The 22,537-nt window shown below is 67.5% G+C and carries 17 protein-coding genes; 12 read left to right on the top strand and 5 right to left on the bottom strand.

Annotated elements, in window-relative coordinates:
- Positions 1–401: 401 nt before the first annotated feature.
- The 6 genes from typA (at position 402) to ACWCPY_RS31515 (ending at position 8,683) form a co-directional block, all read left to right on the top strand.
- Positions 402–2,273, top strand: a complete 1,872-nt coding sequence (typA, locus tag ACWCPY_RS31540) for a translational GTPase TypA (protein ID WP_403768427.1) — start codon at positions 402–404, stop codon at positions 2,271–2,273.
- Positions 2,274–2,802: 529 nt separating this feature from the next.
- The gene (locus tag ACWCPY_RS31535) at positions 2,803–4,446 is read left to right on the top strand and encodes a peptide ABC transporter substrate-binding protein (RefSeq protein WP_451270693.1); all 1,644 of its coding nucleotides are present in this window, start codon (positions 2,803–2,805) and stop codon (positions 4,444–4,446) included.
- A gap of 150 nt (positions 4,447–4,596) precedes the next feature.
- Entirely contained in the window at positions 4,597–5,523 is a 927-nt protein-coding gene (locus ACWCPY_RS31530; RefSeq protein WP_266414763.1) for an ABC transporter permease, read from the top strand.
- Entirely contained in the window at positions 5,516–6,466 is a 951-nt protein-coding gene (locus ACWCPY_RS31525; RefSeq protein ID WP_451270691.1) for an ABC transporter permease, read from the top strand. Before ACWCPY_RS31530 ends, ACWCPY_RS31525 begins: the two co-directional genes overlap by 8 nt.
- A 14-nt stretch (positions 6,467–6,480) precedes the next feature.
- Positions 6,481–7,539: an ABC transporter ATP-binding protein gene (locus tag ACWCPY_RS31520; protein ID WP_451270689.1), complete on the top strand. Its 1,059-nt coding sequence runs from the start codon at positions 6,481–6,483 to the stop codon at positions 7,537–7,539.
- Positions 7,532–8,683, top strand: a complete 1,152-nt coding sequence (locus ACWCPY_RS31515; RefSeq protein WP_451270687.1) for an ABC transporter ATP-binding protein — start codon at positions 7,532–7,534, stop codon at positions 8,681–8,683. The genes ACWCPY_RS31520 and ACWCPY_RS31515 overlap by 8 nt, the downstream gene beginning before the upstream one ends.
- Before the next feature lie 191 nt (positions 8,684–8,874).
- Here the strand turns inward: ACWCPY_RS31515 and ACWCPY_RS31510 are convergent, their stop codons facing one another.
- The 5 genes from ACWCPY_RS31510 to ACWCPY_RS31490 all read right to left on the bottom strand — a co-directional run bounded on the left by ACWCPY_RS31510 (position 8,875) and on the right by ACWCPY_RS31490 (position 14,976).
- Entirely contained in the window at positions 8,875–9,960 is a 1,086-nt protein-coding gene (locus ACWCPY_RS31510; protein WP_451270685.1) for an ABC transporter ATP-binding protein, read from the bottom strand.
- A 26-nt stretch (positions 9,961–9,986) separates the two neighbouring features.
- A complete protein-coding gene (locus ACWCPY_RS31505; protein ID WP_451270752.1) occupies positions 9,987–10,952 on the bottom strand; it encodes an ABC transporter ATP-binding protein in 966 nt (321 codons plus the stop codon).
- A gap of 71 nt (positions 10,953–11,023) precedes the next feature.
- Positions 11,024–12,004 (bottom strand): ABC transporter permease, encoded by a 981-nt coding sequence (locus tag ACWCPY_RS31500; protein WP_451270683.1) that lies wholly within the window; start codon positions 12,002–12,004, stop codon positions 11,024–11,026.
- 87 nt (positions 12,005–12,091) lie between these two features.
- Positions 12,092–13,873: an ABC transporter substrate-binding protein gene (locus ACWCPY_RS31495; RefSeq protein WP_451270681.1), complete on the bottom strand. Its 1,782-nt coding sequence runs from the start codon at positions 13,871–13,873 to the stop codon at positions 12,092–12,094.
- Between the two features lie 74 nt (positions 13,874–13,947).
- On the bottom strand, positions 13,948–14,976 hold the full coding sequence (locus ACWCPY_RS31490) for an ABC transporter permease (RefSeq protein WP_451270679.1): 1,029 nt from the start codon (positions 14,974–14,976) through the stop codon (positions 13,948–13,950).
- Between the two features lie 471 nt (positions 14,977–15,447).
- Here ACWCPY_RS31490 and ACWCPY_RS31485 point away from each other — a divergent pair, with 471 nt between their 5' ends.
- From ACWCPY_RS31485 to ACWCPY_RS31460, 6 genes are all read left to right on the top strand, one after another.
- Positions 15,448–17,079 carry a peptide ABC transporter substrate-binding protein gene (locus tag ACWCPY_RS31485; RefSeq protein WP_451270677.1) on the top strand — a complete coding sequence of 544 codons (1,632 nt, stop codon included), beginning with the start codon at positions 15,448–15,450 and terminating at the stop codon, positions 17,077–17,079.
- A gap of 116 nt (positions 17,080–17,195) precedes the next feature.
- Positions 17,196–18,119, top strand: a complete 924-nt coding sequence (locus ACWCPY_RS31480; RefSeq protein WP_451270675.1) for an ABC transporter permease — start codon at positions 17,196–17,198, stop codon at positions 18,117–18,119.
- Positions 18,112–19,086: an ABC transporter permease gene (locus ACWCPY_RS31475; RefSeq protein ID WP_451270673.1), complete on the top strand. Its 975-nt coding sequence runs from the start codon at positions 18,112–18,114 to the stop codon at positions 19,084–19,086. Before ACWCPY_RS31480 ends, ACWCPY_RS31475 begins: the two co-directional genes overlap by 8 nt.
- 13 nt (positions 19,087–19,099) lie before the next feature.
- The gene (locus ACWCPY_RS31470; RefSeq protein WP_451270671.1) at positions 19,100–20,077 is read left to right on the top strand and encodes an ABC transporter ATP-binding protein; all 978 of its coding nucleotides are present in this window, start codon (positions 19,100–19,102) and stop codon (positions 20,075–20,077) included.
- Complete coding sequence (locus ACWCPY_RS31465; RefSeq protein ID WP_451270669.1) at positions 20,067–21,296, top strand: ABC transporter ATP-binding protein; 1,230 nt, start codon at positions 20,067–20,069, stop codon at positions 21,294–21,296. The genes ACWCPY_RS31470 and ACWCPY_RS31465 overlap by 11 nt, the downstream gene beginning before the upstream one ends.
- 196 nt (positions 21,297–21,492) lie before the next feature.
- A complete protein-coding gene (locus tag ACWCPY_RS31460) occupies positions 21,493–22,521 on the top strand; it encodes a hypothetical protein (protein ID WP_451270667.1) in 1,029 nt (342 codons plus the stop codon).
- Positions 22,522–22,537 lie beyond the last annotated feature (16 nt).

The following is a 22,537-nucleotide window of genomic DNA, read 5'->3' as shown; positions in this document are numbered from 1 at the left end:
GCCGGACAGGCCCTGCTCCGGTTCTCCCGGAGATTCCGTTTCGGAGCCCCACCTCCGAAGCCGCGCGATCCCGCGTCCGCCTCCGCCGCCTGCCGTGCCGCGGCCGTGCCACCGGTGAAATTCACCGGAAGAACCGGCCACGGGGGCAGGAACGCGAGGCGGACGCGGGCTTTCACCGTTGCGACCGGGCTCGTCGGCGCTCGGTGCGACCACCGCCCGCCCCCACGCGGCGGACCCGGGAAGAGCCCCTCCCGAGGCCGGTGGATCTCGCCCGGGAAGCCGCTGCGGCGCCAGCCCCGTACCATTGGACAAGCCGTGGCGTGTCCGCCCGGCGGGCGTACGAGGACTTGAGACCGACTTAGACGCCTGATCCCACGATCCGAGAGAAGCGCAAGCCACCCATGCCCACGCGCCACGACATCCGTAACGTAGCCATCGTCGCCCACGTCGACCACGGCAAGACCACGCTGGTCGACGCCATGCTCAAGCAGGCCGGTGCCTTCGCCGCGCACGCCGCCGAGCACCTCGACGACCGCATGATGGACTCGAACGACCTGGAGCGTGAGAAGGGCATCACGATCCTCGCCAAGAACACGGCGGTGAAGTATCACCCCAAGGACGGCGGGGACCCGATCACGATCAACATCATCGACACCCCCGGCCACGCCGACTTCGGCGGTGAGGTCGAGCGAGGTCTGTCGATGGTGGACGCGGTCGTGCTCCTGGTCGACGCCTCCGAGGGCCCGCTCCCGCAGACCCGTTTCGTGCTGCGCAAGGCGCTGTCCGCGAAGATGCCGGTCATCCTCTGCATCAACAAGACCGACCGCCCGGACTCCCGGATCGCCGAGGTCGTCGACGAGACGTACGACCTCTTCCTGGACCTCGACGCGGACGAGGACCAGATCGAGTTCCCGATCGTCTACGCCTGCGCCCGTGACGGCGTCGCCTCGCTGACCAAGCCGGAGGACGGCACCGTCCCGGCCGACAGCGACAACCTGGAGCCGTTCTTCTCCACGATCCTGGCGCACGTCCCGGCCCCGGAGTACGACGAGGACGCCCCCCTCCAGGCCCACGTCACCAACCTGGACGCCGACAACTTCCTCGGCCGTATCGCGCTCTGCCGCGTCGAGCAGGGCGAGCTGCGCAAGGGCCAGACCGTCACCTGGATCAAGCGCGACGGCACCATGTCCAACGTCCGCATCACCGAGCTCCTGATGACCGAGGCGCTCACCCGCAAGCCGGCCGAGGTGGCGGGCCCGGGCGACATCTGCGCCATCGCCGGTATCCCGGACATCATGATCGGCGAGACCCTGGCCGACCCCGAGAACCCGATCGCGCTGCCGCTCATCACGGTCGACGAGCCGGCCATCTCGATGACCATCGGTACGAACACCTCGCCGCTGGTCGGCAAGGGCGGCAAGGGCCACAAGGTCACCGCCCGCCAGGTGAAGGACCGCCTGGACCGCGAGCTGATCGGTAACGTCTCGCTCCGCGTCCTGGACACCGAGCGCCCCGACGCCTGGGAGGTCCAGGGCCGCGGTGAGCTCGCGCTGGCCATCCTCGTCGAGCAGATGCGCCGTGAGGGCTTCGAGCTCACGGTCGGCAAGCCCGAGGTCGTCACCAAGCAGATCGACGGCAAGACGCACGAGCCGATCGAGCGCATGACGATCGACTCCCCCGAGGAGCACCTCGGCGCGATCACCCAGCTGATGGCGACCCGCAAGGGCCGCATGGAGACCATGACGAACCACGGTTCGGGCTGGGTCCGCATGGAGTGGATCGTTCCGTCCCGCGGCCTCATCGGCTTCCGTACGGAGTTCCTGACGCAGACCCGCGGCACGGGCATCGCGCACTCCATCTTCGAGGGCCACGAGCCGTGGTTCGGTGAGCTGCGCACCCGTCACAACGGCTCGCTGGTCGCCGACCGCGCCGGTTCCGTGACGCCGTTCGCCATGGTCAACCTCCAGGAGCGCGGTGTCATCTTCACCGAGGCCGGCACCGAGGTCTACGAGGGCATGATCATCGGCGAGAACTCCCGCGCCGACGACATGGACGTGAACATCACCAAGGAGAAGAAGCTCACCAACATGCGTGCGGCTTCCGCCGACACCACGGAGAACGTGGTGCCGGCCCGCAAGCTCTCCCTGGAGCAGTCCCTGGAGTTCTGCCGCGAGGACGAGTGCATCGAGGTGACCCCGGAGACGGTCCGTATCCGCAAGGTCGTCCTCGACCAGAAGGAGCGCGGCCGCGCCGCGTCGCGCGCCAAGCGCTGATCCGGTACCGGGCGCCGGGCGCGCCCGTATGAACAACGGGGCCCGGCCTTCCGTCAGTTGACGGGAGGCCGGGCCCTGTCGTGCGATGGTCCGGGGGGTCGTCCGGGAGCACGGTGTTGCATCCGGTGTTGCTTCAGCAACCGCACGGAACCGACGTCGCGTTGTCAAGCAGGCGGATCAGGCCTCTGTCCAGTGGTTTTCTCCGGCGATCCGTCCGCATATCGATCGTCGCTCTCCGAAAGCTGCGTTAACGGTCCGTTTCGAGCGTGTCTGTCTGAGATCACTTTGTCCGGATTTCGGGCAATCGGGCTTCCTCGATGTTGTCAAAACGAGACCCCTTAAGTGTGGTTTACAGCCCGGTCGTACTTAATAGTTGGCTCCATTGAGCTCGGGTCAATGGGTCACGCACTGTGGGGAGTGCCGACTCACGAGCACACTAGGGGCACTGAAACGATCACCGTCAGGGGTGTCGGTGTATCACTCCAGTGCCCTTCTTGTAGTCAAAAGTGGACTCATGAGGAGGAAACCCATGCGTGGTGCCAAGAGCGCCAAGTGGGTCGCGGGAGCGGCCATCATCGCCCTGGCCGCGACCGCCTGTGGTGGTAACGACAAGGGCAGCGACAGCGGCATGAAGTCCGGCAAGGCGGACCCGAACGGGATCCTGACCGCCCAGCTCGGCGAGCCGCAGAACCCGCTCCAGCCGGCGAACGCCAAGGAGAGCCAGGGCAGCCGTGTCCTGCGCACCATCTTCTCCGGCCTGGTCGACTACGAGCCCGGCACCGGCAAGCTCACCTACGTGAACGCCGAGTCCGTGACGCCCAACGCGGACTCGTCCGTGTGGACCGTCAAGCTCAAGCCGGGCTGGAAGTTCCACGACGGCACCACGGTCACCTCCAAGTCCTTCGTGGACTCCTGGAACTGGTCGGCCAACGTCAAGAACAACCAGACCAACTCCAGCTGGTTCCAGGACATCAAGGGCTACGAGGACGTCCACCCGGCCAAGGGTGCGCCGAAGGCCGACAAGATGTCCGGTCTGAAGATCGTTGACGACAACACCTTCACGATCAGCCTGGTCGGCCCGGTCTCGTACTTCGCGTACAAGCTGGGTTACGACGTCTGGGCGCCGCTGCCCGAGTCCTTCTTCAAGGACCCGGCCGCCGCCGGCCAGAAGCCGATCGGCAACGGCCCCTACAAGTTCGTCTCGTGGGACCACAAGAAGCTGATCAAGGTCCGGAAGTTCGACGGTTACCAGGGCCCGAACAAGGCCAAGAACGGTGGCATCGACTTCAAGAACTACACCACCGCCGACGCCGCCTACTCGGACCTGCGGTCGAACAACCTCGACTGGATCGAGCAGATCCCGACGACCGCGCTGACCAGCTACAAGCAGGACCTCGGCGACCGTGCCATCGACGCCGAGTACTCCGCGGTGCAGTCGATCGTCCCGGCGTTCTACACCAAGCAGTTCAAGAACATCAACCCCAAGGTCATCCAGGGTCTGTCGATGGCGATCGACCGTGACACGATCACCAAGACCGTGCTGCACGGCACCCGCACCCCGGCCGACTCGTTCGTCGCCCGCGGCGTGCTCGGCTACAAGCCCGGCGCCCTCGGCGACATCGTGAAGTACGACCCGGCCAAGGCCAAGGCCCTCATCACGGAGGGTGGCGGCGTCCCGGGCAACAAGATCTCGATCCAGTTCAACGCCGACCAGTCCCACAAGCCGTGGGTCGACGCGGTCTGCAACAGCATCCGCAAGGCGACTGGCGTCGAGTGTGTCGGCGACTCCAAGCCGGACTTCCAGGCCGACCTGAACGCGCGTGACAACCACCAGGTCAAGTCCATGTACCGCGGTGGCTGGGTGCTCGACTACCCGGTCAACTCGAACTTCATGCGCGACCTGTACGGCTCCACCGCCGCGGGCAACACCTCGGGCTACTCCAACAAGGAGTTCGACGCCCTCGCCGCGAAGGCCGACAAGGCGAAGACGCTCGACGAGACCGTCAAGATGTACCAGGACGCCGAGCAGCTCCTGAAGAACGACATGCCGGCCATCCCGCTGTGGTTCTACAAGGTCAACTCCGGTCAGTCGACGAACGTGTTCGGCAAGATCGTCTACGGCCAGGACGGTGACCCGATCTTCACCGACGTCCAGGTCAAGGCCAAGAAGTAACTTTCGGGATCCGACGGCCGGTTCCGCCGCTCCTCTCCGGAGGGGCGGCGGGGCCGGCCCGTAGGCGTCGGCCCCGGGGCTCTCCCCCCACACCCCGCGGCGGAGACCACTGACAAGGCCATCGCCGACCCCTCACGGCATGGAGGCATGATGGGGCGTTACGTCGCAAGGCGACTGCTCCAGATGATCCCGGTATTCATCGGGACCACTCTGATTATTTTCCTCATGGTCCACATCCTTCCCGGTGACCCAATCCGGGCGATGTGGGGAGACAAGGCGGCAGACCCCGCACAGGTCGCGTCGCTGCGCCATGAGTTCGGGCTCGACCAGCCCCTGTGGAAGCAGTACATCGACTACATGGGCAATCTCTTCCAGGGCGACTTCGGCAAGACCTTCGGTGGCCGCGAAGTCATCGACGAGATGTCCGAGTCCTTCCCGGTGACCCTGCGGCTGACCGCCGTGGCGATGCTCATCGAGATCATCGTCGGTATCGGGCTCGGTGCCTGGGCGGGTCTGCGGGCCGGCAAGGCCGCCGACACCGGCGTACTGATCTTCACCCTGATCGTCATCTCGATCCCGGTGTTCGTGCTCGGCTTCCTCGCCCGCTTCGTCCTCGCGGACCAGCTCGGCTGGGTGGCCCCGAACGTCCAGGACTCCACGGACTACGCGCAGTTGTTCCTACCGGGCTTCGTGCTCGCCATGCTCTCCATGGCGTACGTGGCACGGCTGACCCGCACGACCTTCGCGGAGAACCTGCGCGCCGACTACATGCGCACCGCGATGGCCAAGGGCCTGCCGCGACGCCGCATCATCGGTGTCCACCTGCTGCGCAACTCGCTGATCCCGGTCGTCACCTTCCTCGGTACCGACGTCGGCGGCTTCATCGGCGGCGCGGTCGTGACCGAGGGCATCTTCAATGTCCAGGGTGTCGGAAACCTGCTCTTCAAGGCGCTGCAGCAGCGCGAGGGTTCGACGATCGTCGGCGTCGTCACGGTCTTCGTCCTCGTCATCCTTGTGATCAACCTGCTCGTCGACCTGCTGTACGCGGTCCTGGACCCGAGGATCCGGTATGCCTGACGCGACCAAGACCCAGACCGAAGCGGTGGTGGACGCCACCGCCGCACCCTCGGCCGCCGAGGGCCACAAGGAGCAGGGCAAGCCGCGCAGCCTCTGGGGCGACGCGTGGTTCGACCTGCGCCACCGCCCGATGTTCTGGATCTCCTCGATCCTGCTTCTCATCCTGCTGGTCGTCGCGGCGTTCCCGGGGCTCTTCACCGGTGCCGACCCGCGCGACGGCGACCTGACCAACCACTTCCTGACCAAGCCGGAGCTGGGGCACTTCTTCCAGGCCGACTGGTTCGGCTACGACGGCCAGGGCCGCTCGATCTACGCGCGTGTCATCTACGGCACCCGCGCCTCGATCCTGGTCGGCGTCGGCGTCACCGCCGCGGTCACCCTGGTCGGCGGGCTGTTGGGCATGCTGGCCGGCTACTTCGGTGGCTGGCTGGACTCGATCATCTCCCGGGTCACCGACATCTTCTTCGGCATCCCCTTCCTGCTCGGCGCGATGGTCGTCCTGAACGCCTTCACCGAGCGCAAGGTGTACGTGGTGATCCTGGCCCTGGCCTTCCTGGGCTGGACCTCGATCTGCCGTGTGATGCGGGCCTCCGTGATCACCGCCAAGCAGGCGGACTACGTGACGGCGGCGCGCGCGCTCGGCGCCGGCACCCCGCGGATCCTCTTCCGGCACGTCCTGCCGAACGCGCTCGCCCCGACGATCGTCGTGGCCACCATCGCGCTGGGCGGGTACATCTCGGCCGAGGCGACGCTCTCGTTCCTCGGACTCGGGCTCGCGGACCCGACGATCTCGTGGGGCATCGACATCGCCGAGGGCAGCCAGGCCATCCGGGACAACCCGCACGCGCTGCTGTTCCCGGCAGGAATGCTCAGCCTCACGGTCTTCGCGTTCATCATGCTCGGCGACGCGGTACGCGACGCCCTCGACCCGAAGCTGCGCTGAGGAGGGCGTACGACGTGACCATCATGGACAAGACAGCAGACATCCCGGCGCCCCGCGCCGGGGGGACCGACGACGCACCGCTCCTCGAAGTGCGCGACCTGCACGTGGAGTTCCACACGCGTGACGGTGTCGCCAAGGCCGTCAACGGTGTGAACTACAACGTCGACTCGGGCGAGACCCTGGCCGTGCTCGGTGAGTCCGGTTCCGGCAAGTCCGTGACCGCTCAGGCGATCATGGGCATCCTCGACATGCCGCCCGGCAAGATCCCGCAGGGCCAGATCCTGTACCGCGGCCAGGACATGCTCACCATGAGCTACGAGGAGCGGCGGAAGATCCGCGGCCAGAAGATCGCGATGATCTTCCAGGACGCGCTCTCCTCGCTCAACCCCGTGCTCTCGGTCGGCTACCAGCTCGGCGAGATGTTCCGTGTCCACCAGGGACTCTCCAAGAAGCAGGCCAAGCTCAAGGCCATCGAGCTGATGGAGCGGGTCAAGATCCCCGCCGCCAAGCAGCGGGTCAGCGACTATCCGCACCAGTTCTCCGGCGGTATGCGCCAGCGCATCATGATCGCCATGGCGCTGGCGCTGGAGCCGGACCTGATCATCGCGGACGAGCCGACCACCGCGCTCGACGTGACGGTCCAGGCGCAGGTCATGGACCTGCTCAAGGAGCTCCAGACCGAGTTCAACATGGGTCTGATCCTGATCACCCACGACCTCGGCGTCGTCGCCGACGTCGCGGACAAGATCGCGGTCATGTACGCGGGCCGGATCGTCGAGACCGCACCGGTGCACGAGCTGTACAAGCGGCCCGCGCACCCGTACACCCGCGGTCTGCTCGACTCGATCCCGCGCCTCGACCAGAAGGGCCAGGAGCTCTACGCGATCAAGGGCCTGCCGCCCAACCTGCTCAAGATTCCGTCCGGCTGCGCCTTCAACCCCCGCTGCCCCAAGGCGGAGGACATCTGCCGCACGGAGATCCCGGTCCTGGTGCCGGTCTCCGAGCAGGACGGCAGCGAACTGCCCGGACGCGGCAGCGCCTGCCACTTCTGGAAGGAGACGATCCATGGCTGAGCTCGACAAGACGGACGGTTCCATGGACGCCACCCCGAACGTCACCGAGGTCGTGGCGGTCGACGCCGTCGACGAGTCGGCGGCGGTCGCGGCCATCGAAGCCCCGGTGGAGCGCGGTGAGCCGATCCTCCAGGTGCGCAATCTGGTCAAGCACTTCCCGCTGAGCCAGGGCATCCTCTTCAAGCGCCAGGTCGGCGCGGTCAAGGCCGTGGACGGGGTCTCCTTCGACCTCTACCAGGGCGAGACGCTCGGCATCGTCGGCGAGTCCGGCTGTGGCAAGTCCACGGTCGCGCGGCTGCTGATGGCGCTGGAGACGGCCACGTCCGGCGAGGTCTTCTACAAGGGCCAGGACATCACCCGGCTGTCCGGCCGCGCGCTGAAGGCGGTCCGCCGGAACATCCAGATGGTGTTCCAGGACCCGTACACCTCGCTGAACCCGCGCATGACGGTCGGCGACATCATCGGCGAGCCCTTCGACATCCACCCCGAGGTGGCCCCGAAGGGCGACCGGCGGGCCAGGGTCCAGGAACTGCTGGACGTCGTCGGCCTCAACCCGGAGTACATCAACCGCTACCCGCACCAGTTCTCCGGCGGTCAGCGCCAGCGCATCGGCATCGCCCGCGGCCTCGCGCTCAACCCGGAGATCATCGTCTGCGACGAGCCGGTCTCCGCGCTCGACGTGTCGGTGCAGGCACAGGTCATCAACCTGATGGAGAAGCTCCAGGACGAGTTCAACCTCTCCTACCTCTTCATCGCGCACGACCTGTCGATCGTCCGGCACATCTCCGACCGGGTCGGCGTGATGTACCTCGGCAAGATGGCCGAGATCGGTACGGACGCGGAGATCTACGACCACCCGACGCACCCCTACACCCAGGCGCTGCTGTCGGCGGTCCCGGTCCCGGACCCCGAGGCCCGTGAGCGCGGCGAGCGGATCATCCTGACCGGTGACGTCCCGTCGCCGGCGAACCCGCCGTCGGGCTGCAGCTTCCGCACTCGGTGCTGGAAGGCCCAGGACAAGTGCTCCACGGAGGTGCCGCTGCTGGCGATCCCCGAGCGCTTCAAGGGCTCGGACGGCCCCGCGGCGCACGAGTCGGCCTGCCACTTCGCCGAGGAGAAGGACGTCGTCGGCGCCGCTTCGTAGGACGTCCCGAACGACGCGGAAGCGCCCGGAACCGATCGGTTCCGGGCGCTTCTTCCTTTTCCCGGAGCCGGGCGCGCAGGTGGCTCGGGTCAAGGGGCTCACGTGCTCGGCTCCGCGGGACCGGGGAGCCCCGCGTCCGGGGACCGGTCGGGTCCCTGTCGGCGAGGCGCCCCGGGGGCCGGGGCGGGGTGTCAGGCCCCGGCCTCGGGGTCTTCGGTGGTCTTGTCGGGCTTCGGCCCGGACGAGGCGTCACGGGGCTTCGGGACGGCCGTGACGGTCTGCGCGTCCTCGGGGTAGTGGCAGGCCGTCAGATGGCCTTCCCGGCTGCCCTCCACCCGTACCAGCGGCGGGGCCTCGCTCGCGCACTTGTCCGTCGCCTTCCAGCAACGGGTACGGAAGCGGCAGCCCGACGGCGGGTTGACCGGGGAGGGCACGTCGCCGGCGAGACGGATGCGCTCACGGGCCGGTGTGTCGTCGGCGGTCGCCTCGGGCACGGCCGAGAGCAGCGCCCGGGTGTACGGGTGACGCGGGTTGCCGTACAGGTCCTCGCGATCGGCGATCTCCACGATCTTGCCGAGGTACATGACCGCGACGCGCTGCGAGAAGTGGCGCACGATCGCCAGGTCGTGGGCGATGAACAGGAACGCGATGCCGAGTTCCTTCTGCAGCTTCTGCAGCAGGTTCACCACCTGCGCCTGGATCGACACGTCCAGCGCCGAGACCGGCTCGTCGGCCACGATCAGCTTCGGCTCCAGGGCGAGCGCGCGGGCCACCCCGATGCGCTGGCGCTGGCCGCCGGAGAACTCGTGCGGGAAGCGGTTGTAGTGCTCCGGGTTGAGCCCGACGGTCTCCAGCAGCTCCCGCACCCGCGCCTCGCGGCCGCCGGCGGGGTTGATGTCGTTGATCTCCATCGGCGCGGTGATGATCTTGCCGACGGTCTGCCGCGGGTTCAGGGAGGCGTAGGGGTCCTGGAAGATCATCTGGATCTCGGAGCGGACCGGCGCCAGCTGCTTGCGCGTGGCGTGGGTGATGTCCTGCCCGCGGTAGGAGATCGTGCCGGCCGTCGGCTCCAGGAGCCGGGTGATCAGCCGGCCGGTGGTCGACTTGCCGCAGCCGGACTCGCCGACCAGGCCCAGGCTCTCGCCCTCGGCGACGCTGAAGTCCAGCCCGTCGACGGCCTGGACCGCGCCGACCGTCCGCCGGATCGGGAAGCCGCCCTTGATCGGGAAGTGCTTGGTGAGTCCGGAGACGTCCAGGAGGGGATCTTTGCTGCTCATGGTGGGGAAGTCCCGTCTCTTGTACGTCAGTTGGGCCGGGTGCCGGCGAAGTCCGCGAAGAACTCGGCGCGCTGCTCGGCGGTGAGGTGGCAGGCGGCACCGCGCCCGGCGGTGAGCTCCAGCGGCGGCTGGTCCGTCGCGCAGAGATCGCCGCCGACCTGCTCGGTGAACGTGCACCGGGGGTGGAAACGGCAGCCGCTCGGCGGGTTGAGGAGGCTCGGCGGGGAGCCGGGGATCGGCGACAGGGGTACGTCCACCGGCCCTTCGAGGCTCGGCATGGAACCCAGCAGGCCCCAGGTGTACGGGTGCTGGGGAGCCCGCAGCACCTCCCTCTTCGTACCGCGCTCCACACAGCGGCCGCCGTACATCACCAGCACGTCGTCCGCGATGTCGGCGATGACACCGAGGTCGTGGGTGATGAAGATGATCGAGGTGCCGGTCTCCTGCTGGAGGTCCTTGAGCAGGTCCATGATCTGGGCCTGCACGGTGACGTCCAGCGCGGTGGTCGGCTCGTCCGCGATCAGCAGTTCCGGGTCGCAGACCAGTGCCATGGCGATCATCGCGCGCTGGCGCATACCACCGGAGAACTGGTGCGGATAGTCGTCCACCCGCAGATCGGGCTGCGGGATGCCCACCCTGGTGAGCATCTCGACCGCCCGCGCCCGCGCCTCCCGCTTGGAGGCGCCGGTGTGCTTGCGGTACGTCTCGCCGATCTGCCGGCCGATGGTGTGGTACGGCGAGAGCGAGGCCAGCGAGTCCTGGAAGATCATCGCCATCTTGTTGCCGCGCAGCCGCTCCAGCTCCCGCTCCGAGGCGTTCAGCAGATCCTGCCCGTCGAGCAGGATCTCGCCCTCGATCTCGGTGTGGTCGGGGTGGTGCAGGCCGAGGATGGTCAGGTTGGTGACGGACTTTCCGGAACCGGACTCGCCGACGATGCCGAGCGTCTTGCCCTTCTCGATGTCGAAGGACAGCCCGTCGACGGCCTTGACCATGCCGTCTTCGGTGGAGAAGTGCACGCGCAGATCGCGTACGGAGAGGAAGGGGGTGCTCACTGGATCTCTCCCTAGGCGAGGCGGACGCGCGGGTCGATGAGGGCGTAGACGGCGTCGACGATGATGTTGAAGACGACGATCGCTCCTGCCGCGACCAGGACGACTCCGAGCAGCAGGGGCAGGTCGTTGTCGTTCACCGCCTTGACGGAGAGCGCGCCGATGCCGTGCAGGCCGAAGGTCTTCTCGGTGATGATCGCGCCGCCGAACAGCACACCGATGTCGAGGCCGAAGATGGTGACGATCGGGCCCATGGCCCCACGCCAGGCGAATCTGAAGAACACCGTCCGCCGGGAGAGGCCCTTGGCGCGTGCGGTGCGCACGTAGTCCTCGCTCAGCGTCTCGACGAGCTGGGAGCGTGCCATACGGGTGTAGTTGGCGGTGAAGATCAGCGCCAGCACCAGCCAGGGCAGCAGCAGCCCGGAGGCCCAGGCGGCCGGGCTCTCGGTGAAGGGGACTTCCTTGGGCCGGCTCAGGATGTGCCACTGGTCCGCGAGGTAGTACATGGCGACGACGCCGACGATGTAGATCTGCATCGAGGAGCCGATCAGCGACGCCGAGGACGCCACCTTGTCCAGTGCCTTGCCCTGCTTGACCGCGGCGAGCATGCCGGTGCCCACACCGAAGATCACGAAGACGACCGCGCTGCCGAGGGAGAGGGAGAGCGTCGTCGGGAAGCGGTCCAGGATGGTGCCGAGGACCGGCTCACGGTTGTGGAAGGAGTAGCCGAGGCACGGCGCGGGGCAGTGCCCGAACGACGAGTAGTCCCTCCCGACGAACACCGCCTGCAGCCAGTGCCAGTACTGCACCGGCAGTGGGTCGTCGATGCCGAGGTTGCGCTTGACCAGTGCCAGCGTCTCGGGCGTGCACACCTTGCCGCAGGCCACACGAGCTGGGTCGCGGGGCGCGACGTAGAAGAGGACGAAAGTGATGGCACTGATGATCAGCAGGATGACCAGTGCGCCGATTGCCCGGCGGATGAGGAAGCGGAACATGGCGATGGATTTCCCTGGCAGACGCCGACGAGGGGGAGTGGAGCGGGCGGGGCGCCGCAGGGGCGCCCCGCCTCAGGAGTGTCGGCGTCAGGCCTTCACGAACAGCTTGTAGAAGATGGCCGAGGAGTACTGCGGGTGGAACATCGCGCCGCCGACCTTCTCGCCGTAGAGGTAGAAACGGCGCTGGAACGTCTCGGGGATGATCGGCGCCTCCTCCGTCATGATCCGCTTGTCCAGCGCGGCCCAGGCCTTGCCGGCCTCCTTCGGGTCGGCGATGACGACGTTCTTCTTGATCGCCTCGTTGACCCAGTCGACGTTCAGCTGCGAGATGTTGTTGGCGCCGTTGGCGATGGTGCCGCCGTCGAACAGCGGCTGCATCAGCGTGTAGCCGGTCGGCCAGTCCGGGGACCAGCCGAACCACATCACGTCGAACTGGTTGTCGATCTGCTGGATCTGGTCGTAGTAGCTGGTGGAGTCCAGCGGCTTCATGACCGGGGTGAAGCCGGCCGCCTTGAGGGCGTTCTCGATGACGACCTTGGTCTTGTTGTAGGTGTTGCTCGTGGGGAAGGCGTAGACGACCTTCTGGCCTTCCTTGCCGGCCTCCTTCAGCAGCTTCTTCGCCGCCTCCGGGTCGCCCTGCGGCTTCTTCAGCTTGCCGTAGACGTCGTCCTTGGCGTAGCCGAGGATGTCGGGGCTCAGGATGGACGTCGCGTAGTCACCGGCCGAGGGACCACCGTAGATCTTGCGGATCTGCTCCAGCGGCCAGGCGTGGATGAGCGCCTGACGGACCTTCAGGTCAGTGATCCGCTTGGTGTTGATCGCGTAGTAGTAGATGCCGGTCAGCAGGCCGTTGAAGGTGCGCTTCTTCAGCTCGGGGTCGGTGAGGACCTTCTGGATACGCTCGGCCGGGACACCGCTGTACGCCATGACCGCGTACTTGTCGTCGCCGTCGTCGGCGATCAGACGGTCGGCGGCCTGGAGGGACTCGGGGCCGAACTCGTAGACGAAGCTGTCCGGGTAGGCGTTGCGGATCGAGTCCAGGTTGGGGTCCCAGTGCGGGTTGCGGACCAGCGTCATCGACTTGTCGATGGAGTGCGCCTTGATCCGGTACGGACCGCAGCTCATCGGGTCCTTGTCGTACTTCTCCTTGGTGTCGCCCTTGACCGGGACGGCGCCGTAGGAGGTCATCGCCAGGGTGAAGTTGAGGTCCGGGCGGGCCTCGGCCAGCTTGAAGGTGATCGTCTTGGCCCTGTCATCGGTCACGACCGAGTCGAGGTGCTTGCCCCCGAACGGGCCCTTGTACTTCGAGCGGTAGTCGGCCGTACCGGTCAGCGCGGTCTGGGCGTAGCCCGCACCCTCGGTGGTGAAGCTGGCGAAGCCGCGCTCGATGCCGTGGCGCACGTCCTCGATGGTGAGTTCCTTGCCGTCCTCCCACTTCAGACCGTCCTTCAGGGTGAAGGTCCAGGTCTTGCCGCCGTCGGACATGGTGCCCGCGTCGGTGGCGAGGTCGCCGACCAGCTTCATCGTGCCGTCCGCCGCGATCTTGTATCCGGTGAGGCAGCGGATGAAGAGGTCACCGACCGCGGAGTTCCACGAGAAGTAGATGCGCTGCGGGTCCAGGTGCGAGAAGTCGTCCGGGGCGATGCCGCGGATCGTGCCGCCCTTCTTCGCCCCCGGTATCTCGGCGGCCGGACCCGTGGAGTCGGCCTTCGTGCCGACCACGACCGAGCCGGTGTACTTGTCGGCACCGCCGTGTCCGGCGCTGCCGCCCTTCTTGGTCGTGCTGCCGCTGCTGCACGCGGAGAGGACCATCGAACCGCCGGCCGCGACCGACGTGGCGATGACGAAGTTTCTGCGGGAAAGGGACATGGCTTCCTGCTCTGGTCGATGGAGAGTAACGATCGATCCGGTGGGCCCCGTCGCCCGGCCGGAGGAAGTGCGGTTCAGCGCTTGGTCTTCGGGTCCAGTGCGTCACGCACCGAGTCACCCAGCAGGTTGAAGGCGATGACGAAGACCACCATCGCGACGCCGGGGAAGAGCATGAACGTGATGTCGCTCTGGTAGACGTCCGATCCGCGCTGGATCATCACGCCCCAGTCGGGAGTCGGGTCGCTGAGACCGACACCGAGGAAGGCGAGGCCCGCTTCCGCCGTGACGTAGGCGGGCAGCGCGAGCGTGGCCTGGATGAGGATCGGCGTCCAGAGGTTGGGCAGCAGTTCCTTGAAGATGATCCGCGCCGGGGAGGCGCCGGTCACCTTCGCCGCCTCGACGAACTCGCGCTCGCGCAGGGCGAGTACCTCGCCGCGCAGCAGTCGTGCGATGGACGCCCAGCCGAAGGCCGTCATGACCGAGATGAGGCTGACGACGGTCAGCCAGACCGGGGTGTTCTCGTCCGGAGCGACCAGGATCGAGAGCATCACCGGCCAGAAGGCGATGAAGAAGAGGGTGGAGGGGAAGGCCAGCAGGATGTCGATGACCCGGCCCACGAGGTAGTCGGTCTTGCCGCCCAGGTAACCCGCGGTGATACCGATGATGATGCCGATCACCGTCACCAGCAAGGTGGTTGCCGCAGCGATGAGCAGGGAGTTGCGGATTCCGTAGAGCAGGAAGGTGAAGACGTCCCGGCCGAGCGAGGGCTCGATGCCGAACCAGAAGTCGCCGCTGATACCGCCGTTGGGCAGCATGGGGGAACCGAAGTCGTCCAGCAGGCCGGGTTCGTTCTGCCCGTACGTCGTGTACGGGTCCTTGCCGTACAGCTTCGCGATCAGCGGCGCACAGATGCCGACCACGAAGAAGAAAATGACCACATAGGCCGAAATCACGCCCGTATGGTCGCGCTTGAAGCGCAGCCAGGCCATCTTGCCCGGCGAGCGGCCGTTGCCGCCTTTGGCCGCGGAGGGGCCGGATACGGACTGCGGCTTCGCGTCCTCCACCTCAACGGGGGTGGCGGCTTGCGGCGTTGGAATCGTCATGGTGCTCCTGGCCCGGAGGGTCGAAGGACTCCGCAGGGCAACACCTACGGGCTACCCGGACTTTTTCAACGCAATTCATGCAGGGTCAATGAATGTCCGACGCCCTTGGCATGCTCTTTGGAAATTTGACCAAGCCATGACCTTTTCGTGGGCGTGGCTTTGCTTCCGTTTGGCTTTTCCGAAGGCGCATTCGCGACTTAACGGGTGAAGTCCGGCAATGAGTCCGATATGCGGGCGGGGTTGTCTCGGAATTCGTACATTCGATCAGACCGGTTCGCGGTCGATGCGCATTCGATGCGTGGCCGTTATCGCTCCGGTGTCTGTCAGGTTCACGTCCGGATCTTCCCTGCCCGCGAAGTGCCACTCGAATCGGCTCCGGCGCGCCCGAATGGGTGGAGTAAATGTGCGTCATGTCCCTTGTGCGGTGATATTTGACCGTAAGTGAGACGGAGCACTACGAGGAGGCACTCCATGCGCGGAGCCACACAGGCCAGGTGGGCCGCATGTGCGGTGGTCGTCGCCCTGGCGGCGACGGCATGCGGCGGCGGGGGCAGCAGCGGTGGTGGCAGTGGGGCGAACGGAATCGTGAGCTCTTCCTGGGGTGACCCGCAGAACCCGCTCGAACCCGCGAACACCAATGAGGTGCAGGGCGGCAAGGTCCTCGACATGATCTTCCGGGGGCTCAAGAGGTACGACCCGAAGACCGGCGCGGCCACCAACATGCTCGCGGAGAAGATCGAGACCAAGGACAACCAGAACTTCACCGTCACCGTGAAGGACGGCTGGACCTTCAGCAACGGCGAGAAGATCACCGCCAAGTCGTTCGTGGACGCGTGGAACTACGGCGCCCTGCTGAAGAACAATCAGAAGAACGCCTACTTCTTCGGCTACATCGACGGCTACAACAAGGTCCACCCGGACACCGGCAGCGCCACGGCCGACAAGCTCTCCGGTCTCAAGGTCGTCGACCCCAGGACGTTCACCGTCAAGCTGTCGCAGAAGTTCTCCCTGTGGCCCGACACCCTCGGCTACCCGGCCTTCGCCCCGCTGCCCCAGGCCTTCTTCACCGACCACGCCGGCTGGGTGTCCAAGCCGATCGGCAACGGCCCGTACACCATCGACAAGTACACCAAGGGCTCGTCGATGAACCTGCGCAAGTGGGACAAGTACCCCGGGACCGACAAGGCGCAGAACGGCGGCATCGACCTCAAGGTCTACACCGACAACAACACCGCCTACACCGACCTGACGGCCGGCAACCTCGACCTCGTCGACGACGTGCCCGCCTCGCAGTTGAAGAACGTCAAGGCGGACCTCGGCGACCGGTACATCAACACCCCGGCCGGCATCATCCAGACCCTCGCCTTCCCCTTCTACGTCAAGAAGTGGGACACCCCCGGCGGCATCAAGGTCCGTCAGGGCCTGTCGATGGCGATCAACCGTCAGCAGATCACCGACCAGATCTTCCAGAAGACCCGCACCCCCGCCTCCGACTGGACCTCCCCGGTCCTCGGCGAGGCGGGCGGCTTCAAGAAGGGGCTGTGCGGCGCGCCCTGCGAGTACAACGCGGCGAACGCCAAGAAGCTGATCCAGGAGGGCGGCGGCATCCCGGGCGGCCAGCTCAAGATCGCGTACAACGCCGACACCGGCTCCCACAAGGAGTGGGTCGACGCCGTCTGCAACAGCATCAACAAGGTGATGGGCAACAACAAGGCGTGCGTCGGTGCCCCGGTCGGCACCTTCGCCGACTTCCGCAGCCAGGTCTCGCAGCAGAAGCTGACCGGCGCCTGGCGGGCCGGCTGGCAGATGGACTACCCGCTCATCCAGAACTTCCTCCAGCCCGTGTACTACACCGACGCCTCGTCCAACGACGGCAAGTGGAGCAACAAGCAGTTCGACGGGCTCGTCGACAAGGCCAACGCCGAGTCCGACAAGGCCAAGGCCGTGACCACCTTCCAGGACGCGGAGAAGGTCCTGGTCGCGCAGATGCCCGTCATCCCGCTCTGGTACCAGAACGGCAGCGCCGGCTACTCGGACCGGATCACCAATGTGTCGCTGAACCAGTTCAGCGTTCCGGTGTACGAGCAGATCAAGGTCAAGTGACTCACCGAGGCCGGGTGGCCGGTGCGTTCCTGGCACCGGCCACCCGGCTTCCCCGTCCCCCGACGTGTCACTCCCCAGCCCCGAGCCTCTGACCCCCGCGACCCCCGGAGCCCTGCATGGGACGTTATGTGATCCGGCGGCTGCTGCAGATGATCCCGGTCTTCTTCGGCACCACGCTGCTGATCTTCCTCATGGTGAACGTGATGGGCGACCCCATCGCGGGTCTCTGCGGCGAGCGCCAGTGCGACCCGGCGACCGCAGCCCGACTCCGTGCGGATTTCGGCCTCGACAAGCCCGTCTGGCAGCAATACCTCACCTACATGGGCAATGTCTTCACCGGCGACTTCGGCACCGCTTTCAACGGGCAGAAGGTCACCGAGCTGATGGCCACCGCCTTCCCCATCACGATCCGGCTCACCGTCGTCGCGATCGTCTTCGAGATCGTCATCGGCATCAGCCTCGGTGTCGTCACCGGCCTGCGCCGCGGCCGCCCCGTCGACACCACCGTGCTCATCCTGACCCTGGTCGTCATCTCCATCCCGACCTTCGTCACCGGCCTGCTGCTCCAGCTCCTCCTCGGAGTCGAGTGGGGCGTCATCAAGCCCTCCGTCTCGCCGGAAGCCCCCTTCAACGAGCTGCTGGTGCCCGGGCTCGTCCTCGCCTCGGTCTCCCTGGCCTACGTCACCCGGCTCACCCGGACCTCGATCGCCGAGAACGCCCGCGCCGACTACGTCCGCACCGCCGTCGCCAAGGGGCTGCCCGGGCGCCGCGTCGTCATCCGGCACCTGCTGCGCAACTCGCTGATCCCGGTCGTCACCTTCATCGGTACGGACGTGGGCGCCCTGATGGGCGGGGCGATCGTCACGGAGCGGATCTTCAACATCCACGGCGTCGGCTACCAGCTCTACCAGGGCATCCTGCGCCAGAACTCCCAGACCGTCGTCGGCTTCGTCACCATCCTCGTCCTCGTCTTCCTGGCGGCGAACCTGATCGTCGACCTGCTGTACGCCGTTCTCGACCCGAGGATCCGCTATGCCTGAGCAGACACCGGACGAGGCGATCTCGTCGGCCGGAGCGGGAGGTGTGATGGATCTCGCGCTGGAGGAGGGCACGACCCTCGAAACGACACCGGGCGGCCCCCGGGGCACCGGCCCCGCCGAGAAGCCGCGCAGTCTGTGGTCCGACGCCTGGCGGGACCTGCGCCGCAACCCGGTCTTCATCATCTCCGCTCTGATCATCCTCTTCCTGGTGATCATCTCGATCTGGCCGTCGCTGATCGCCGACCAGGACCCCCTCGACTGCAACCTGGGCAAGGCCCAGGAGGGCTCCCAGCCCGGACACCCCTTCGGCTTCGACGGACAGGGCTGCGACGTCTACACCCGCACCGTCTACGGAGCACGGAACTCGGTGACCGTCGGCGTCTGTTCCACCCTCGGCGTCACCCTGCTCGGCGGTGTCCTCGGCGGCCTCGCCGGGTTCTTCGGCGGCTGGTGGGACTCGATCCTCTCCCGCCTCACCGACGTCTTCTTCGGCATCCCGGTGGTCCTCGGCGGACTGGTCTTCCTCTCCGTGGTCACCAGCTCCACCGTCTGGCCGGTGATCGGCTTCATCGTGCTGCTGGGCTGGCCGCAGATCGCCCGCATCGCCCGCGGCTCCGTGATCACCGCCAAACAGAACGACTACGTACAGGCGGCACGGGCGCTCGGCGCCTCCAACACGCGGATGCTGCTGCGCCACATCACCCCGAACGCCGTCGCGCCGGTGATCGTCGTCGCGACCATCGCGCTCGGTACGTACATCTCGCTGGAGGCGACGCTCTCGTTCCTCGGCGTCGGCCTGAAACCGCCGGCCGTCTCCTGGGGCATCGACATCTCCGCCGCGTCCCAGTACATCCGCAACGCCCCGCACATGCTGCTCTGGCCCGCCGGAGCCCTGGCGGTCACCGTGCTCGCCTTCATCATGCTCGGCGACGCGGTGCGCGACGCCCTCGACCCCAAGCTGCGCTGAGGAGCCCGCTGCCATGTTGCTCGAAGTGCGCGATCTGCACGTGGAGTTCCACACCCGCGACGGCGTCGCCAAGGCCGTCAACGGGGTCAACTACTCGGTGGCCGAGGGCGAGACGCTGGCCGTCCTCGGCGAGTCCGGCTCCGGCAAGTCCGTCACCGCCCAGGCCGTCATGGGCATCCTCGACATGCCCCCGGGGAAGATCAGCGGCGGCGAGATCCTCTTCAAGGACCGCGACCTGCTGAAGATGAAGAAGGACGAGCGCCGGAAGATCCGCGGCCAGGAGATGGCCATGATCTTCCAGGACGCGCTCTCCTCCCTCAACCCCGTGCTCAGCGTGGGGGAGCAGCTCGGCGAGATGTTCGTCGTGCACCGCGGGATGTCCCACAAGGACGCGAAGGCGAAGGCCGTCGAACTGATGGACCGGGTCCGCATCCCGGCGGCGAAGGAACGCGTCGGGAACTTCCCGCACCAGTTCTCCGGCGGCATGCGCCAGCGCATCATGATCGCCATGGCGATGGCGCTGGAGCCCTCGCTGATCATCGCGGACGAACCCACCACCGCCCTCGACGTGACCGTCCAGGCCCAGGTGATGGATCTGCTCGCCGAGCTCCAGCGCGAGCTGAACATGGGCCTGATCCTGATCACCCACGACCTGGGCGTGGTCGCGGACGTGGCCGACAAGATCGCCGTGATGTACGCGGGCCGGATCGTCGAGTCCGCCCCGGTCCACGAGATCTACCGGGCGCCCGCCCACCCGTACACCAAGGGCCTGCTCCGGTCGATCCCGCGCCTGGACCAGAAGGGGCGGGAGCTGTACGCGATCAAGGGCCTGCCGCCCAACCTGCTGCACATCCCGCCCGGCTGCGCCTTCAACCCGCGCTGCCCGATGGCCCAGGAGATCTGCCGGGGCGAGGTACCGCCGCTGTTCGAGGTGGCCGAGCACCGCGAGAGCGCCTGCTACTTCTGGAAGGAGACGCTCGATGCACGCTGACCACTCGGGGCGCAGGGAAGCGCGCGAGGAGGGCGAGAAGGCCCGCGCGCTGCTCGCCGAGTCACGGGCCGGGTCCGCCGCGGCGGCCGGCGAGCCGATCCTGGAGGTCCGCGACCTGGTCAAGTACTACCCGCTGACCCAGGGCATCCTGATCAAGAAGCAGATCGGCGCGGTCAAGGCGGTCGACGGAGTCTCCTTCGACCTGGCGGCGGGCGAGACGCTGGGCATCGTGGGGGAGTCCGGCTGCGGCAAGTCGACCGTGGCGAAGATGCTGGTGCATCTGGAACAGCCGACGTCCGGTGCGATCAGGTACAAGGGCGAGGACATCACCAAACTGTCGGGGCGCGCCCTGAAGGCCGTGCGCCGCAACATCCAGATGGTCTTCCAGGACCCGTACACCTCGCTCAACCCGCGCATGACCGTCGGCGACATCATCGGGGAGCCGTACGAGATCCACCCCGAGGTGGCCCCGAAGGGGGAGCGGCGCCGCAAGGTCCAGGACCTGCTGGACGTGGTCGGACTCAACCCGGAGTACATCAACCGCTATCCGCACCAGTTCTCCGGCGGCCAGCGCCAGCGCATCGGCATCGCCCGCGGGCTGGCCCTGAACCCCGAGATCATCGTCGCCGACGAACCCGTCTCCGCCCTCGACGTCTCCGTACAGGCGCAGGTCGTCAACCTGCTGGACCGGCTCCAGGCGGAGCTCGGGCTCGCCTACGTCTTCATCGCGCACGACCTCTCGATCGTCCGGCACATCTCCGACCGGGTCGGGGTGATGTATCTGGGCCGGATCGTCGAGACCGGCTCCGACGAGCAGATCTACGACCACCCCACGCATCCGTACACCCAGGCGCTGCTCTCCGCCGTCCCGGTACCGGACCCGACGGCCCGTGAGCACCGGGAGCGGATCATCCTGCACGGCGACGTCCCCTCGCCCGCCAACCCGCCCTCCGGCTGCCCCTTCCGCACCCGCTGCTGGAAGGCGCAGGAGCGGTGCGAACTGGAGGTGCCGCTGCTGGCGGTGCCGGCCGTCTTCCGGCTGGCGGACACACCGGCCGGGCACGACTCGGCCTGCCACTTCGCGGAGGAGAAGCAGGTGGTGCCGCCGGAGGGGCTGCTGGAGGCGCCGGGGGAGACCGCGACGGAGGAGGACGGTCCGTCGCGGGGAGCGGACGGGGAGAACGGGCCGGGCCCGTCCGGGAGCACCCGGGCCGGCTGACCCCGGGCACGTTAACGCGTGGGCAACCCGGCCGCCCCACGTCCGACACACGGACCGGCCACCATGGCCGGGTACGGCCGTGCGGGTGCCGTGTACCGGCCGGGAGGCCGCCAAGTCCTCCCGGCCGGTTGCCCGTTCGAGCACCACGCCGGTGAACCCCTTGTCCGGCGGACAGGCACGGTGGAGTATCGCTCGGGTGATACTCACTCGGGGGGCAAGGGGCACCGGTGCCGTTCTCTGCGCCGTGCTCGCGCTGATCGTCGCGGGCTGGCTCGTACGGGACATCAGGGCGGCCGACGACATCGGGGCGCTGTGGCGCTACTGGGCCGGCTACTACGACGCGCGGCTCCCGATTCTGCCCGCCACCTCGGCGTACGACCTGGTGCTGCTCGTGGTGTATCTCTTCGCCTTCGTCGCGGCCCTGCGCTCGTCGGCGGCCGCCGCGGTGCTGGCCGCGACGGGAGTGGTCACGATCGTCCTGCGGCTGCCCGGGCTCTGGAACATCGGCGAGTCCCGGATGGATGCCCGGTTCACCGACGACCTGCGCACCCGCGCCCTGCTCTGCGCCTTCGTGGCGCTCGCGGCGGGCATCGCGCTGATCATCACCGCGGGGGCCGGCCGCAGGCCGACCCGTGACTTCTCCGAGCGCCTCCCGGCCCGGCCGGGGCAGGGCGCGGGCGTGATCGCCTTTCTCCTCCTCGGCGCGGCGGGAGCGGTCGTGATCGCCTGGGAGATCCGCCAGGCGGTGCGGATCCCCGACATCTACCCCGACTGGTTCGTGGGCGGGGACAGGATCATGCAGGGGCTGATCGACCCGCCGCCCGGCTGGTTCTCGGCGGTCCTGATGCTGCTCTGTCTGTTCGCGGGCGTGAGCGGACTCCCGCGCGCCGTGCACGCGCGGCCGTTCGGCCTGATCGCCGCCGCTCTGCTGCTGTTCGGCGGAGTGCTGGGGGTGGTCCGCGCGGTGCACTACGAGCTGCTGGACCACTTCGGTGATCTGCACGTCGAGGACCAACTCACCGTACTGACCGGGTTCTTCGAGGTGATCGCCGGAGCCGTGGTGCTGCTGGTGCTGGCCCGGCCGGGCCCCCAGGAGCCCCCGTCCCCGCCCGGCCAGGGCTACGGGCAGGGCTACGGGCCGGGGTACGGACAGGGCTACGGTCAACCGCAGCCCGGCGCCTTCGGGCCGCCGCCACCCCCGTCCCAGCCGCCGCCCGGCTGGTGACGGGGAGGCCGGCCTG

Source organism: Streptomyces sp. NPDC002403, assembly GCF_053593015.1.
This window is presented reverse-complemented; position numbering and strand designations above follow the sequence as displayed.

Coding starts and splice junctions, on each gene's coding strand:
- ACWCPY_RS31525 (WP_451270691.1), top strand. CDS start 5,516: ATGCCTGACGCGACCAAGACCCAGACCGAAGCGGTGGTGGACGCCACC.
- ACWCPY_RS31480 (WP_451270675.1), top strand. CDS start 17,196: ATGGGACGTTATGTGATCCGGCGGCTGCTGCAGATGATCCCGGTCTTC.
- ACWCPY_RS31510 (WP_451270685.1), bottom strand. CDS start 9,960: ATGAGCAGCAAAGATCCCCTCCTGGACGTCTCCGGACTCACCAAGCAC.
- typA (WP_403768427.1), top strand. CDS start 402: ATGCCCACGCGCCACGACATCCGTAACGTAGCCATCGTCGCCCACGTC.
- ACWCPY_RS31465 (WP_451270669.1), top strand. CDS start 20,067: ATGCACGCTGACCACTCGGGGCGCAGGGAAGCGCGCGAGGAGGGCGAG.
- ACWCPY_RS31535 (WP_451270693.1), top strand. CDS start 2,803: ATGCGTGGTGCCAAGAGCGCCAAGTGGGTCGCGGGAGCGGCCATCATC.
- ACWCPY_RS31505 (WP_451270752.1), bottom strand. CDS start 10,952: ATGGTCAAGGCCGTCGACGGGCTGTCCTTCGACATCGAGAAGGGCAAG.
- ACWCPY_RS31500 (WP_451270683.1), bottom strand. CDS start 12,004: ATGTTCCGCTTCCTCATCCGCCGGGCAATCGGCGCACTGGTCATCCTG.
- ACWCPY_RS31470 (WP_451270671.1), top strand. CDS start 19,100: ATGTTGCTCGAAGTGCGCGATCTGCACGTGGAGTTCCACACCCGCGAC.
- ACWCPY_RS31475 (WP_451270673.1), top strand. CDS start 18,112: ATGCCTGAGCAGACACCGGACGAGGCGATCTCGTCGGCCGGAGCGGGA.
- ACWCPY_RS31485 (WP_451270677.1), top strand. CDS start 15,448: ATGCGCGGAGCCACACAGGCCAGGTGGGCCGCATGTGCGGTGGTCGTC.
- ACWCPY_RS31515 (WP_451270687.1), top strand. CDS start 7,532: ATGGCTGAGCTCGACAAGACGGACGGTTCCATGGACGCCACCCCGAAC.
- ACWCPY_RS31530 (WP_266414763.1), top strand. CDS start 4,597: ATGGGGCGTTACGTCGCAAGGCGACTGCTCCAGATGATCCCGGTATTC.
- ACWCPY_RS31490 (WP_451270679.1), bottom strand. CDS start 14,976: ATGACGATTCCAACGCCGCAAGCCGCCACCCCCGTTGAGGTGGAGGAC.
- ACWCPY_RS31495 (WP_451270681.1), bottom strand. CDS start 13,873: ATGTCCCTTTCCCGCAGAAACTTCGTCATCGCCACGTCGGTCGCGGCC.